Origin of the sequence: Brevundimonas sp. G8 (genome assembly GCF_902506205.1) — a bacterium.
Taxonomy (GTDB): Bacteria; Pseudomonadota; Alphaproteobacteria; order Caulobacterales; family Caulobacteraceae; genus Brevundimonas.
The window spans coordinates 448,737-462,699 of sequence record NZ_LR732816.1; the positions used below are offsets into that span (position 1 = coordinate 448,737).

Annotated in this window: 11 protein-coding genes; 7 read left to right on the forward strand and 4 right to left on the reverse strand. The window is 65.4% G+C overall.

Annotation, left to right across the window (positions count from 1 at the left end; translation table 11 throughout):
• Positions 1-82: 82 nt before the first annotated feature.
• The 6 genes from CHRYSEO8AT_RS02180 (at position 83) to CHRYSEO8AT_RS02205 (ending at position 8,214) form a co-directional block, all read left to right on the forward strand.
• Positions 83-3,337 carry an error-prone DNA polymerase gene (locus CHRYSEO8AT_RS02180; RefSeq protein WP_159845603.1) on the forward strand — a complete coding sequence of 1,085 codons (3,255 nt, stop codon included), beginning with the start codon at positions 83-85 and terminating at the stop codon, positions 3,335-3,337.
• A 153-nt stretch (positions 3,338-3,490) separates the two neighbouring features.
• Entirely contained in the window at positions 3,491-3,838 is a 348-nt protein-coding gene (locus CHRYSEO8AT_RS02185) for a hypothetical protein (RefSeq protein WP_159845606.1), read from the forward strand.
• A gap of 47 nt (positions 3,839-3,885) precedes the next feature.
• Positions 3,886-4,524 carry a hypothetical protein gene (locus tag CHRYSEO8AT_RS02190; RefSeq protein WP_159845609.1) on the forward strand — a complete coding sequence of 213 codons (639 nt, stop codon included), beginning with the start codon at positions 3,886-3,888 and terminating at the stop codon, positions 4,522-4,524.
• A gap of 558 nt (positions 4,525-5,082) precedes the next feature.
• Entirely contained in the window at positions 5,083-6,039 is a 957-nt protein-coding gene (locus CHRYSEO8AT_RS02195) for a serine hydrolase (protein ID WP_159845612.1), read from the forward strand.
• A gap of 366 nt (positions 6,040-6,405) precedes the next feature.
• A complete protein-coding gene (locus CHRYSEO8AT_RS02200) occupies positions 6,406-6,816 on the forward strand; it encodes an ester cyclase (RefSeq protein ID WP_159845615.1) in 411 nt (136 codons plus the stop codon).
• A gap of 9 nt (positions 6,817-6,825) precedes the next feature.
• A complete protein-coding gene (locus CHRYSEO8AT_RS02205; protein WP_159845618.1) occupies positions 6,826-8,214 on the forward strand; it encodes a dihydrolipoyl dehydrogenase in 1,389 nt (462 codons plus the stop codon).
• 2 nt (positions 8,215-8,216) lie between these two features.
• Here CHRYSEO8AT_RS02205 and CHRYSEO8AT_RS02210 read toward each other — a convergent pair whose 3' ends face one another.
• The 4 genes from CHRYSEO8AT_RS02210 to CHRYSEO8AT_RS02225 form a co-directional block, all read right to left on the reverse strand.
• The gene (locus CHRYSEO8AT_RS02210) at positions 8,217-9,023 is read right to left on the reverse strand and encodes a glucose 1-dehydrogenase (RefSeq protein ID WP_159845621.1); all 807 of its coding nucleotides are present in this window, start codon (positions 9,021-9,023) and stop codon (positions 8,217-8,219) included.
• Complete coding sequence (locus tag CHRYSEO8AT_RS02215; protein WP_159845624.1) at positions 9,020-11,110, reverse strand: glycogen debranching N-terminal domain-containing protein; 2,091 nt, start codon at positions 11,108-11,110, stop codon at positions 9,020-9,022. Before CHRYSEO8AT_RS02215 ends, CHRYSEO8AT_RS02210 begins: the two co-directional genes overlap by 4 nt.
• A 486-nt stretch (positions 11,111-11,596) precedes the next feature.
• The gene (locus CHRYSEO8AT_RS02220; RefSeq protein ID WP_159845627.1) at positions 11,597-12,133 is read right to left on the reverse strand and encodes a hypothetical protein; all 537 of its coding nucleotides are present in this window, start codon (positions 12,131-12,133) and stop codon (positions 11,597-11,599) included.
• Positions 12,130-12,966 carry a hypothetical protein gene (locus CHRYSEO8AT_RS02225; protein WP_159845630.1) on the reverse strand — a complete coding sequence of 279 codons (837 nt, stop codon included), beginning with the start codon at positions 12,964-12,966 and terminating at the stop codon, positions 12,130-12,132. Before CHRYSEO8AT_RS02225 ends, CHRYSEO8AT_RS02220 begins: the two co-directional genes overlap by 4 nt.
• 403 nt (positions 12,967-13,369) lie before the next feature.
• Here CHRYSEO8AT_RS02225 and CHRYSEO8AT_RS02230 point away from each other — a divergent pair, with 403 nt between their 5' ends.
• Positions 13,370-13,873, forward strand: coding sequence for a thermonuclease family protein (locus CHRYSEO8AT_RS02230; RefSeq protein ID WP_201304332.1), 504 nt, complete (start codon positions 13,370-13,372; stop codon positions 13,871-13,873).
• Positions 13,874-13,963: the final 90 nt, after the last annotated feature.

Below are 13,963 nucleotides of genomic sequence, written 5' to 3' on the forward strand. Positions count from 1 at the left end.
AAGGAAACATTTGTCCAAGGCGACGCTTGCCTTTGGCCTCCCGCAGGCGCTTTCGAGGACGCCGAACACCCCGCGAACCCCCATGTCCTACGTCGAGCTTCAGGCCACCTCGCACTTCTCCTTCCTGCGCGGCGCCAGCAGTTGCGAGCTGCTGTTCGAACAGGCGCGGCTGTGCGGACTGGCGGCCCTGGCCATCGTCGATCGCAACTCCCTGGCCGGGATCGTCCGCGCCCATGAGGCGGCCAAGGCCTCGGGCGTGCGCCTGATCGTCGGCTGCCGCCTCGACCTGGTCGATGGGACCGGCCTGCTCGTCTATCCGACCGACCGCCCCGCCTATTCCCGCCTCACCCGCCTGCTGTCCCTGGGCAAGCACCGCGCCGGCAAGGCCCGATGCCATCTCGACTGGGCGGACCTGAAGGACTGGTCGCAAGGCCTGATCGCTGTCCTCGTCCCCGACGAGGCGGACGACGCCTGCGCCGCCCGGCTGCGCAAACTCAAGGCCACCGTCCCGACCGGCGCCTATCTGGCCCTGACGCTGCGGCGGCGTCCCGGCGATGCGCTGCGCCTGCACGACCTGTCCGCCCTGGCGGCCCAGGCCGGCGTGCCGACCGTCGTGACCAATGACGTCCTCTTCCATCATCCCGACCAGAGACTGCTGCAGGACGTCGTCACCTGCGTGCGGCACGGCTGCACCATCGACGAACTGGGGTTTCGGCGCGAACGCCATGCGGACCGCTATCTGAAGCCGCCCGCCGAGATGCACCGCCTGTTTAAGGCCTATCCCGAGGCTTTGGCCCGCTCGCTCGAGATCGCCGACCGGTGCCGCTTCTCCCTCGACGAACTGGCCTATCAATATCCCGACGAGGTCTCCACGCCGGGCATGACGCCGCAGCAGACCCTCGAACAGCTGACCTGGGCCGGCGCCGCCGACCGCTATCCGGAAGGCCTGCCGGACAGCGTGCGCCGGACCCTGCACCACGAGCTCGATCTGATCGGCAAGCTGGACTACGCCCCCTATTTCCTGACCGTCCATTCGATCGTCCGCTTCGCCCGCAGCCGCGACATCTTGTGCCAGGGGCGCGGCTCGGCCGCCAACTCCGCCGTCTGTTACGTTCTGGGCATCACCTCCATCGACCCCGGCCGCAACGACCTGCTGTTCGAGCGCTTCGTCAGCCAGGAGCGCAAGGAGCCGCCGGACATCGACGTCGACTTCGAGCATGAGCGGCGCGAGATCGTCATGCAGTGGATCTTCGAGACCTACGGCCGCAACCACGCCGCCCTCTGCGCGGTCGTCACCCGCTATCGGTCACGGGGCGCCCTGCGCGACGTCGGCAAGGCGCTCGGCCTCAGCGAGGACCTGATCAAGACCCTGTCGTCCCAGGTCTGGAGCTATTCCAGCGAAGGGGTCGAGGACAAACACGTCGAGGGGCTGAACCTCAATCTGGAGGACCGCCGGCTTCGGCTGGCGCTCGACCTGTCTCGTCAGCTGATCGGCGCCCCGCGCCACCTCAGCCAGCATCCCGGCGGCTTCGTCCTGACCCGGGACCGCCTGGACGATCTGGTCCCGATCGAGCCGGCGGCGATGAAGGACCGTCAGGTCATCGAATGGGACAAGGACGACATCGACGTCCTGAAGTTCATGAAGGTCGATGTCCTGGCGCTGGGCATGCTCAGCTGTATGAAGCGCGGCTTCGACCTGCTGGCCGAGCACAAGGGAATCGCGCTCGACCTCGCCACCCTCCCGGCCGAGGACCCCAGAACCTATGCGATGATCCGCAAGGCCGACACCCTGGGCGTCTTCCAGATCGAGAGCCGGGCCCAGATGGCCATGTTGCCCCGGATCAAGCCGAGGACCTTCTACGATCTGGTCATCGAGGTCGCCATCGTCCGCCCCGGCCCGATCCAGGGCGACATGGTCCACCCCTACCTGCGCCGCCGCGAGGGCAAGGAGGCGGTCGTCTATCCCAAGCCCGAGCTGGAGAAGGTGCTCGGCAAGACCCTCGGCGTGCCCCTGTTCCAGGAACAGGCCATGCGGGTCGCCATCGAATGCGCCGGCTTTACGGCCTCGGAGGCCGACCAGCTCCGTCGCGCCATGGCGACGTTCAAATTCACCGGCGGGGTCAGCCATTTCAAGGACAAGCTGATCAACGGCATGGTCGAGCGCGGCTATGACGCCGCGTTCGCCGAAAAGACCTTCAGCCAGCTCGAAGGCTTCGGCTCCTATGGCTTCCCCGAAAGCCACGCCGCCTCCTTCGCCCTGATCGCCTACGCCTCGTCCTGGCTCAAATGCCACCACCCGGACGTCTTCTGCGCCGCCCTGCTCAACGCCCAGCCGATGGGCTTCTACGCCCCGGCCCAGATCGTCCGCGACGCCCAACAGCATCAGGTCGAGATCCGCCCCGTCTGCGTCAACGCCAGCCGCTGGGACTGCACCCTGGAGCCGGCAGGCTCAGACGGCCGTCTCGCCGTCCGCCTGGGGTTTCGGATGGTGCGGGGACTGGCGAACGCCGACGCCGCCCGCATCCTGGCGGCCCGCTCGGACGGCGCATTCCACTCCGTCGACGACCTGTGGCGACGCGCCGGCGCCCAGGTCGCCAGCCTCGTTCGACTGGCCGAAGCCGACGCCTTCCGCCCGGCCCTCCGCCTCGACCGCCGCGACGCGCTGTGGGCCATCAAGGCTTTGCGCGATGAGCCCCTGCCCCTCTTCGCCGCCGCCGACGCCCGCGATCCGCACCCCGAAATTCAAGAACCCGACGCCGACCTCAAACTCATGACGCCGGGCCGCGAGGTGGTCGAGGACTACAGCCACATCGGCCTCACTCTGCGCGACCATCCGCTCAGCTTCTTGCGCGGGGAGCTCCAGACCCGCCACGTCATGACCTGCGCCGATGCGACGGGGATGCGCGACGGACGACTGACACGGGTCGCGGGGCTCGTTCTGGTGCGTCAGAAGCCCGGCAGCGCCAAGGGGGTGATGTTCATCACCATCGAGGACGAGACCGGGGTCGCCAATCTGGTGATCTGGCCCAGCCTCTACGAACAGCAACGCCGCATCGTCCTGTCGGCGACCATGTTGGCGGTCGACGGCAAGGTTCAGCGCGAGGGCGAGGTCGTCCACATCGTCGCGACCAAACTCCATGACGCGTCCGGCCTACTCGCCTCGGTCGGCGACCGCGGCTCGGCCTTCCCCCTGCCCCACGGCCGCGGCGACGAATTCCATCGCGGCGGCTCGCCCGACGCCCGCGACGCCCCGCCCCGGACGGTCAGGGCGAGAGACATCTACATCCCCGATCTTCACCTCGACACGATCCGGCCCAGAACCCGGGATTTTCGGTAGCGAAAGCCAACCCTCCCTCGTCAGCGCGGGACTGGCGCTGCGCCGTACAGCACAGGTTCCGCCGCCAGAAAATATGAAGGATATCAACCTTGGCCGTCGGAACGAACGCAGGCGGCGGTCCCTTTTGATGGCTCACCCTGAAAGGAAAACCTCATGTTGAAAGCCGCCCTCGCCGTCTCGGCGACCGCCGTCCTGCTGACGGCCTGCGGAAATAACGAACGGAGCGAAGCGCCTGTCGAAGGCCCGGCCGTTTCCTCCGCCGAAGCGCCGATGAACCCCGCCGTCGACACCCAGGATACGTCTGAACAGGCGGCCCTCACGCCCGGCGCCAACTCCTTCACCGAAGGTCAGGCCAAGGCGGCCATCGAGAAGCAAGGCTATGTCGTCTCCGGCCCGCTCACCCAGGACGAGCAAGGCATCTGGAAGGGTCAGGCCACCCGTGCGGGCGGCGATCCAATGACCGTGGGGGTCGATTACAAGGGCGTCGTGACGCCCCAATAATCGCAGCCTGATTTCCACCTCTCTCAAACATTCCCAAGGACCCCATCATGGCCACCGTCACCCGGCTGTTCGACAGCCACACCGAAGCTCTGGACGCCGTCTCGAAGCTCGAATCCTCCGGCGTCCACCACGACAAGATCAGCATCGTTTCGAACAATGCCGACAACTGGCATTCCGGATCCCGCGATCACAAGGCGGGCCCTCTGGGCGACCGTAACGGCGACGGCGAAAACGACGTCGCCGACGGCGCCGGCAAGGGCGCGACCACGGGCGGTCTGCTCGGCGCCGGCGCGGGCGTCCTTGCGGGTCTCGGCATGCTGGCCATTCCGGGCCTCGGCCCGGTCGTCGCCGCCGGCTGGCTCGCCTCGACGGCGGTCGGCGCAGCGGTCGGCGCCGCAGCCGGCGGCGCGACGGGCGGCCTGCTGGGCGCCCTGAAGGAATCCGGTCACAGCGACGAAGAAGCGAACGTCTATTCGGAAGGCGTCCGTCGTGGCGGCACGCTCGTCAGTGTCAAGGCCGACGGCGACGAGGCGCAGCGGATTCAAGCGATCCTGGACGGCAGCCGCGGTTATGACGCCGCCGCGCGCGGCGAAGCCTACCGCCAATCGGGCTGGTCCGGTTTCGACGCCGAAGCCAAGCCCTACACCTCGGAGCAGATCCTCGAGGAACGCGCCCGCTATCGATAAGGCGACCGCATAACTCTGACTTCAGCGGCCCGGCGTCATCGACGTCGGGTCGTTTGACGTCTGGCGTCTGGCGTCCACACTCCACGCCCGCAGATAGCCTGCGCCCACTCTTCGAAAAGAGCGGTTTAAACCGCGTAGCTTAGCCCGGCTGGAAGAGGCCGGCTGGATCGAGGCCTTGCCAGGTGAAACCGGACGGGAGCGAAAGCGCAAATACCGGGCTCTGCCCCCTGGGCGCGACGAACTCGCGCTCTGGGTCGCCGAAGGTCAGGGTTCTCTCTCGACGCGCGGACGGGCCCCAGGCGGCGGGCTCGCACGTCCCATAGCTGACATTGCGCAAGCTTAACTTGCGACGTCGGATTAAGCGGAAGCACATATCGCAACCGCCATGTCGGCGGCGCAGCCTTCTGAGGAAGCATGATGCGTGCTGGCGCAATCTTAGCGATAGGTATGTGGCTGGCGGCAAGTCCGACAACAGCGCAGTCGGACCATACTGGGTCGGCAATCTCGGCTGCCGCCTCTTTGGAGGCTCAAGCACCTGGACTGCTCACACGACTGAACATGGCGAGCCTCTCAGTCGCGGTTCTTGAGGAGGGGCGCGTGGCTTACACCCAGGCTTGGGGACAAGCCTCGCCCGGCCAGGCTGCGACTCCGAATACGCTCTACAACGTCGCGTCCTTGGCAAAACCGGTCAGTGCGGAAGTCGCTATGCGGCTCGTTGCGACGGGGCGTATCGGGCTCGACGAAGCCATGTCCCCCTACTGGGTCGATCCGGACCTCGCGGAAGATCCCCGGGCCTCTCGGCTGACGCCCCGCCTTGTGATGAGCCACAGGACGGGATTGCCGAACTGGCGAGCAGACGATGGGGGCGTCCTCAAGTTTGATCGCGAACCGGGAGAGAGCTTTGGCTACTCAGGGGAAGGTTTTGAATGGCTCGCGCGGTTCATCGAAAGCAAAACCGGCACGCCTTTCGAAGAATTGGCGCAAGCGCTCGTCTTCGCCCCCAGCGACATGAACGATACGGCTTACACTCGGCGCCCCTGGTTTAGCGGGCGTCTAGCCGCGCCCTACGATGCGGATGTGACGGCCTTAACTCCGCAGATCGCTGAGAAATATGTGGCCTCTGACGACCTGATCACGACACCCACCGACTACGCGCAGTTCATGATCGGGATACTGAACCAGCAGGGTCTGACGCCGGCGCTGTACCGAGAACGTCAGAAGATTCAGACGGCGCGCCCGAAGCCGGCGTGCGCGACTGACGCTACTATAGCTTGCGCGTCCGAGGACGGCTTTGGCCTAGGTTGGGAAAGCGTCTTAATCGATGGTCGGCGGTTCTTGATGCACACCGGTATGGATGAGGGAACCTTCACCTTCGCCTATTTTGAGCTCGATACGGGCAAGGGACTGGTCCTGTTCACAAACAGCAGCAATGGATGGAAGGCTGTATTGCCCGTCCTTCAACTGACGAACGCAGACGAGGGATTTGTCCAACACCTTCGACGAGCCATCTCGTAAGTCTTGACCGGCTGGGTCGGGAACGTGGCAGTCGTCTGCCGCATCGCCAGCGACTGCCAGGTTACGATAGGCCCGACCATCGTCACGGGCGCCGCGCGCTGGGTGCAGGCATGGCGGACAGCGCCTGGTCGATGACGGCCAGTTCTTTCAGCGCCGCCTGAGACGCCGCCAAAGACGGCGACCGGAGAGAGACGGCTCACATAGGCGATGACCCCGGAGCGGATCCCACGGAGACTGTGGATATCCCGAACCGACCGCTCCTGACTCATCAGAGACATTGGGAAGGTCCGGTATTCGGCACGCGCGATGATCGCAACCGATCATGCCGCGAACGGTTAGCTTCCTCGAACCTCAAAGGAAATCGCCATGTCTGACGCCGCCATCGCCGCCACGAAACGCTTCGGTGAGATCGTCAACGCCGGGGCGCTCGACGCCTTTTCGGAGGTCGTGGCGGAAGGCTGCGTGGACAATGACCCGGCCCCAGGACAGGTCGCGGGCCCCGAAGGATTCAAGACCTTCTTCACTGGCATGCGGGCCGCCTTTCCCGACATGAGGGTGAAGCCGCAGACCATGGTCAGCGAGGGGGACAAGGTCGCCTTCGCCTACACCCTGACCGGGACGCACCAGGGTGATTTCCTCGGCGTCGCCGCCACCGGCAAGCCGATCGAAATTAGGGGCATGCAGATCGGCCGGTTCGAGAACGGCAAGATGGTGGAGCGCTGGGGCTCGTCGGACGAACTCGGCATCCTCAAGCAGATCGGCGCGGCGCCGGTCTGAGCGGAGCGAGTGCTCAAGCCCGTTGTCTGCGATGTCGCGATCATCGGCGCCGGGTCGGCGGGTCTTGCCGCCTATCATGCGGCGAAGGCTACAGGCGCGAAGGTCCTGCTGATCGAGGCGGGAGCCGGTGGCACCACCTGCGCCCGATACGGCTGCATGCCTTCTAAGCTGTTGCTGGCGGCCGCGCGCGCGGCGCGTGACGCAAAGGCGGCGGAGATGTTTGGCGTCCATGCCGAGGATCTCACCATCGACGGCAAAGCGGTCATGGCAAGGGTGCGCCGCGAGCGCGATCACTTCGTCGAGGCTGTGCTGGAGGACGTCGCCGCCATCCCGCCGGCGGACAGGCTGCACGGCCAGGCGCGGTTCGCTGGTCCCGACACCCTGACGGTCGATGATCATACGCTCGTCACCGCACGAGCCGTCGTGATCGCGACCGGCGCGAGACCGGTCGTTCCCGAGGATTTGGCCGAGACCTGCCAGGAACGGGTCGTCACTCACGAGACGGTCTTCGAAATGGAGACCCTGCCCCGGTCGCTGGCGGTCATCGGGGCTGGCCCGCTCGGTCTCGAACTGGCCCTGGCCTTCGTCCGGCTGGGTGTAAAGACGACGGTCTTCGACGAGGGCGACGCGATCGGGGCGGTGGGCGATCCTGTCGTCGCCGAGGCCGTGGCCGACCAGATGAAGCGCGAGCTGGTCTTTGAACTGGGGGTGACAGTCGAGGCGAAGCGTAAGACGGACGGCGACATCCTGCTTCACTGGACCAAGGCCGGCGGTAAGGCGCGGCGCGGAACCTTCGACTACGTCCTCGTCGCGACGGGGCGGACGCCGGCGCTGGACGGGCTGGATCTCAACCTCGCCGGCCTGGACTGCGACGAGGATGGTGCGCCGGTTTTCGACCCGGACACCCTGCGCTGCGGACAGTCAACCATCTTCATCGCCGGGGATGCGAACGACGACCGGCCTGTGCTGCACGAGGCCTCCCTCCAGGGCGAGCTCGCGGGCCGAAACGCCGTGCATGCGCCAAAGCTGGAGAAGCGGGCGCCGATGCCGCGGATGGCGGTGGTCTATTCCGATCCCGACATCGCCAGCGTCGGACCAGGCTGGGACGACGACGCGGCCAACGGCTGGATCGTCGGCTGTAGCGACGACGTTGGACGGGCGAGGGTCGACGGCAGGCCGTCGGGAATCTTGCGCGTCTATGCCGGGGCCAGGGACGGCGTGCTTCTCGGCGGCGAACTGTTCGGGCCTGACGTCGAGCATCTCGCCCATCTCCTGGCCTGGGCGGTCCAGTTGAAGATGACGGCGAAGGACGTGCTCGCGCTGCCCTTCTACCATCCGACGACGGAAGAGAGCCTCCGGACAGCCCTGCGCGACCTAGCCGATCAGCAGAAGGGCTGACCTCAGCCGCCCTCTCGAAAGTCCGGATAGAGGCTCATGCCGCCGTCGACGAACAGGGTGGTCCCAACCACGTAGTCGGCAGCGTCCGAGGCCAGCCAGACCGCGCTCTGGGCGACGTCCTCGACCTCGCCGATTCGGCCGTAGGGTATGAGCTTCACAAGTTTCCTCGCCGCCGCTGGCGTGTCCCAGGCGGCCTTATTGATGGGGGTCTTGATGGCCCCCGGTGCGATAGCGTTGACGCGGATCTTCTGGTCGGCGAGCTCTTGGGCCATCGTCTCCATCAGCATCCTCACCCCGCCCTTGGCCGCCGCATAGTTGGCGTGACCGGCCCAGGGAATCCGCTGGTGCACCGAGGTGACGAACAACACCTTTCCGAGCGCGCGGGACCGATTGGGCTCCAGCCCCTGACGCCTGAAGCGTTTCGCCACCTCCTGGGCGCAGAGGAAGGCGCCGGTCAAGTCTAGGTCGATGACCTTGCGCCAGCCCTCCAGCGTCATCTCCAGAAAGGGGGCGTCGGCCTGGGCGCCCGCGTTTGCGACCAGAATATCGACACCGCCGAAGTGGGCGTCGGCCGCGTCGAAGAGCTTCTGGACGTCACGGGGCTTGGAGACATCGCCCCGGACCGACACCGCCCGGCCTTCCTTCCCGAGGATCTCGGCGGTCACAGCCTTACCGGCCTCCGCGTCGCTGTGATGGTTGACCACGACGGCGGCGCCCGCCTCGGCGAACGCCAGAGCAATCGCCTTGCCGATGCCCGAGCTGGCGCCGGTGACCACGGCGCGCTGGCCGGCGAGAGATTTCTGGTTCACGCGGCGCGCTCCTCGGCAGGGGTGACGGATCCCGAAACGACGCCGGCCCCGTCGCGCGTGACCCGGCAGTCAAACCTGCGCTGGCCGACGGTCAGGCCCACTATCTCCAGACAGGCGACGCTGGTCGGCAAGAGGGGATTGTCGAGCACCAGCCCGGACGATACCGGGCGCAGGCCGAGCATTTCGGTCAGGAGGTAGGGCGCAGCGCCCGCCGACCAGGCCTGCAACGGCTCGGCGAACGGGCATCGGGCGGGAAAAAGCCCTGGCTCGCGGTCAAAGCCGATGAAGAACTCGGGCAGCCGACCCATGGCGAAGTGCTCCGATACATCGATCAGGGCGTCGAAGAGGCTGATCGCCGGCCCATCCATTCCGTGGCGCTTCATTCCAGCCGCGATCAGCGCATTGTCGAACGGCCAGACGCTGCCGAGATGGTAGTTCAGAGGGTTGTAGGCCGTCGCAGCCACCGACAGGGTGCGCACGCCCCAGCCGCAGTTCATATCGGGCTGCATCATACGCTCGGCGGTACGGCTTGCCTTGTCGTCGTCGGCGATGCCGGACCACAGTACCTGCCCTGCGTTGGAGGCGACCACGTCCAGTTGACGGTCGCCCACCTCCAGCCCCAGCGCGAAACAGCCCTCGGCCTCCATCCAGAAATCCTGATTGAAAGCTTTCCGCAGACTTTGTGCCTCGTCCATCAAGACGTCGGCGGCGGCGCTTTCGCCTGCTGTCTGGTAGGCGTCGGCCATGAGGCGCCGCGCGAGCCAGGCGTAGCCTTGAACCTCGCTAAGCGCGATCGGGCCTTTCGACCGTTCTCCGTCGGAGCGCGGCACCCCCGTGCTGGAGTCCTTCCAGCCCTGATGGATCACACCGTCTTCGTTTTCTCGGTCGTAGGTCAGATAGCCGTTGGCATTGGCCGCGCTGCGTTCCGTCATCCACGCCACTGCCGCGTCTATAGTGGTCCGGAGTTCATCGAACAGGGCATGCGATCCCGTCCACTCCGCATGGCGTCCGACCAGGATCAGAAAAAGCGGCGTAGCGTCGATCGACAGATAGCTCGGCCGATGAGGAACCTCCTGCAGATTGGCCATAGCGCCCACGCGGAGCTCATGCGGGATCTTGCCCGGTTCCTCACCCGTCTCGGCGTCGGTCTTGCGCCCCTGATGCCGGGCGAACAGCCGAAGGACCCCTTCGGCGGGGCGGGGATCGAATGGCAGGGTCTGCAACGCCGCGATCAAACTATCCCTGCCGAACGGCGCAACGAACCAGGGCAGGCCGCCGGCGATAAAGGGCTCCTCCAGCTCGGTCAGCAGCAGACTCAGATCCTTGAACGAACGATCAAGCAGGCGGTCGAAGATGAGGTTGTCGCTGGTGACCGAGACGCCGTTATAAACCACCGGTGCAGGGGGGCTGGCGCGAGTGGGTGCTCCAACCTCTTCGACCTCGAAGCGGATCTCGAGCGTTTCGGTCTGGCGCGCCTTGATCTCAAGATCGAAAGCGAGCCGGCGCGCGCTGCCGTGGACCGTGATCGTGGCTGCGCGGTCGAGCATGACTGTCAGGCGCCGCTCGACCGCGTCGGTCCCGATGTAGCGGAAGGTCAGTCCATCGTCCCGGGTCTCAACTGTGCGCAAGGGCCCGCGCGATTTGGGCTCGGCGCCCCGCAGTTCGAAGATGTCCTCGAACAGGGCGTCGATGGTCACGGCCAGCTCAAACCGGATCGGCTTCAGGGCGAAGTTGCGGATCTCGATCCGGTCGGCGAGCTCGAGCCTGTCTCCCGCGACCGTGCGGTCAAGCCGAAGGCCGAAGCACTGCGGCGCCATCGACTTGCCGTCCGTCTGAACGATCTCGTTGTTGGTCAGCTGATGGATCGCTTGCGTTCCGCGCGCCGCGCTTGACATCAGAACCAAGGGACCTCGGCTGCCGAGCGTCAGCTCGTAGCGGCTGAGGTAGCGGGTGTCGCGATGGAAGAGGCCGACGCCAGCGTCGCTGCCGTCCGGTACCGCTCCGTTAGGACAGGTCCCGAGAAACAGGGCTCCGTCCTTGATGAGGATGGGCTGGGTGACTTCCGTCATAAAGGGGGCGTCGCTCAAGTCTGGCTCCAGATCCACGCAAGCCAGGCCGGCCAAAGTAAACAACGCGCCAGATGGCGGGTCGCTTCACACCGCCGGAATCGCTGCCGTTCAGACGCCGACGCGGACCAATTTGTGAAGTGCCCCCCTCTGGACGTGCTCCGCCGTTCACGGCGACGGAGTCATCGGCGGCCAACCGCCATAAGCCGTTTGGCAGAGAAGCATCGCGAGAGGCATGGCCGGGGAGCACGACCTGATGTTCAGCTACTTGCGACCTTCCTCAGAAACGTCCCCATTCCAATCCGCCCGCGGATGTCTCTTGTCTGGCATGATGTTAATGTCCGCTTCTGGCGCACCCTCGCCTCTGGCTAACGCGCGACGCGTGCGGAGTTGCAGGAATGGAGGCGGGTGCCGCAGAAGTTGGAAGCGCCCATTGGAGGCCGCAATGAAGCTGACCCCATAAGAACGGCCGAGCGGTAGAGTCCGGCCGCTCCGATAATCTCGTTATCACCCTGAACTGAGCACCTGTCGCTTCACCATTTCGGTCATGGCGACCCGCAGCGCGCGGACTAAGTCGTTTCCCGAGGTAAGCTTGCGTAGATCATCGCCCGTGATCACGAGGACCGTAACCCCGTCGATCATCGCGGCTGTCAGATGAAAGAAGGCGGCAGACGGAAAATCCTTATCCCCGGTGACGCCGTTCAACGCGATCAGGATGCCATTGCGGCGCGATTTGTCCTTCAGCAACGTTGCGAAGTACCTCACGTCCCGCCCGGGAACCGGATGGCCGGAGCTCTTGCATTCGACGATCAACGGGCAGTCCAGGAAGTGCAGGCCGTCGCGGGGGGCCTCGTTCCAGTAGAGGATGTCTATTTCCTCGGTCCCATACGAGTTCTTGATGTTCGAACCCTCGAACACCAAACCAGGGACGGCTTCGAAGATTGTCCTCATGAGCGCCTCGAGCCTGGCCCCCTTTGGCTGGGCTTCGGGGGTCTCCGCGATCGCCTTGAGTTCCGCTGCGATCCAATCGGGATCGAGCGTCATTCGGCGTCTCCACGCACGAAGGCCGCGCGGCGCCGCCGCTTCAGGATCTCCTTCTCCAGACGTCCGCCTTCCAGTGTCGAGATCAGGTCTTCCGCAGAAAAGGAGAGCACCTGCGGGGTCTCAAACAGCGAGGGCGGGGTGTGGCTCCGGTCGTGATCAAACACCAGCAGCGCTAAACTGGCGTCGCTCGCCTCTACGGCGCGAGTCAGGCGCTTCACGTATGCCTCTGCGTTTTTGATCACACTCCCTGAGCCGCCTCGAAGAAGCTTGCATTCCACGAGCACTGGGCCGCCCGCCTCGAAGGCGATCTCATTCAGCCAGACTACGAAATCCACCTGCGGTTCGTTGCGGGGAGCGTCCGTCGCCGTCACATCTGCGCCGGCAGACTCAAAGATCCTTTTGATGAGGTCTTCGAAAATTTCCGCGCGCGAATTCCCAGCGGCACCAGACCGAAGGTGTTGCAGTTCGCGGCTGGCCCAGCTGAGATCAACCGTTCGTGCATCCGGCACGTCCGCCAAGATTGCGGGCGGTGCCTTGGCGTTGCGCAAGAACCGATCGAGGTCGTCGCCGGCATCGGCTACGCGGCGGTCTTCAACCGCCCTTAGGTAGGCACCCGAAATCTCGTTCGGCGCAGCACCCTCGGTGAGGACAATAAACGCCGCCTTTCCGAGACTGCGAGCGATGCCGAGTTCATACATGATTGAGTCGCGACCGCGTCCGCTCAGGACCATCGCCACGAAGTCCGACGCGGCGATAAGCTTCAGCAGCTCTGGCGTGATCGCTGACCCGACATTCAGCGAATGTGCGGAGGTCACGGCTATGCCTCGCGCCATCAGCATATCCCTCAACGTCGCCGTCTCGGGCCCAGTTGGACCGGAGACGAAGCACGTCTCAAACCGCGATGTCACATGCGAGGAAGTCATAGTCATTTGTTGACCTGCAAAATCTGCAACGATCAAGCCTTGGGCGACCGGACAGCGACCAGCCTGTACCTGCCAGACCTTGTTGCGCTAGGTCGTAAAGGTCCGGTTTGGGGATAGAAGCCCACGTCTCCTTCTGGCGCATAGCAGCGGTAAAGAAAGCTGGATGAGGCGTCCAGGTTTCGCCGGCTCCCCCGCTCCTATCCCTACCGGTCGGTCAAAGTTCTAGCGTGCCTCAGAGAGGCCTCCCGTAGGCTCGCCTTATCGAGAGATCTCGCCATAGCCTTGGCCGGGGAACTTCAGCTACCACGCTACGATGTTCACTACGTTTGTTCTCGCCGTCGCCCTGCAGGCCGCCATGCCCGCCGCCCCTTTGATCGGAAGGGCCACGGTTATCGATGGCGACACCTTGGAGATCGGGGGCCAACGCGTGCGGCTGTGGGGCGTGGATGCGCCTGAAGGCCGCCAGTCCTGCCTGCGGGACGGTCAGGCCTACCGCTGCGGCACGGAGGCGGCCCGCCATCTAGACCGCTTGATCAACGACCGGCCGGTCACCTGCACGCCGCAGGGGCGGCCTGATCGCTATCGCCGCATGGTCGCGCGCTGCGCCGTCACCGCCGACTGCGCACCAGGCGAGGGCTGCAGGACGTTCCGCCGAGATCTTGGAAGCTGGATGGTCGCCGACGGTTGGGCTTTGGACTATGCGCGCTACAGCGGCAGCGAACATGCTGAGCAGCAACATGACGCCCAAGAGGGCCGAAAGGGGCTGTGGGCGGGGGCGTTCGTCAGTCCATGGGATTGGCGGGCTGGCAAACGGTAGTAGTCAGCGCCCTGCAGCCGCCATCGCTGAAAGGTCGAAGAGGACGCGGGAGGCGTTCGAAGCCGCGTCATTTCGGGATCGCCGGATCAG

Coding starts and splice junctions, on each gene's coding strand:
- CHRYSEO8AT_RS02180 (WP_159845603.1), top strand. CDS start 83: ATGTCCTACGTCGAGCTTCAGGCCACCTCGCACTTCTCCTTCCTGCGC.
- CHRYSEO8AT_RS02185 (WP_159845606.1), top strand. CDS start 3,491: ATGTTGAAAGCCGCCCTCGCCGTCTCGGCGACCGCCGTCCTGCTGACG.
- CHRYSEO8AT_RS02190 (WP_159845609.1), top strand. CDS start 3,886: ATGGCCACCGTCACCCGGCTGTTCGACAGCCACACCGAAGCTCTGGAC.
- CHRYSEO8AT_RS02195 (WP_159845612.1), top strand. CDS start 5,083: ATGGCGAGCCTCTCAGTCGCGGTTCTTGAGGAGGGGCGCGTGGCTTAC.
- CHRYSEO8AT_RS02200 (WP_159845615.1), top strand. CDS start 6,406: ATGTCTGACGCCGCCATCGCCGCCACGAAACGCTTCGGTGAGATCGTC.
- CHRYSEO8AT_RS02220 (WP_159845627.1), bottom strand. CDS start 12,133: ATGACGCTCGATCCCGATTGGATCGCAGCGGAACTCAAGGCGATCGCG.
- CHRYSEO8AT_RS02225 (WP_159845630.1), bottom strand. CDS start 12,966: ATGGCGCGAGGCATAGCCGTGACCTCCGCACATTCGCTGAATGTCGGG.
- CHRYSEO8AT_RS02230 (WP_201304332.1), top strand. CDS start 13,370: ATGTTCACTACGTTTGTTCTCGCCGTCGCCCTGCAGGCCGCCATGCCC.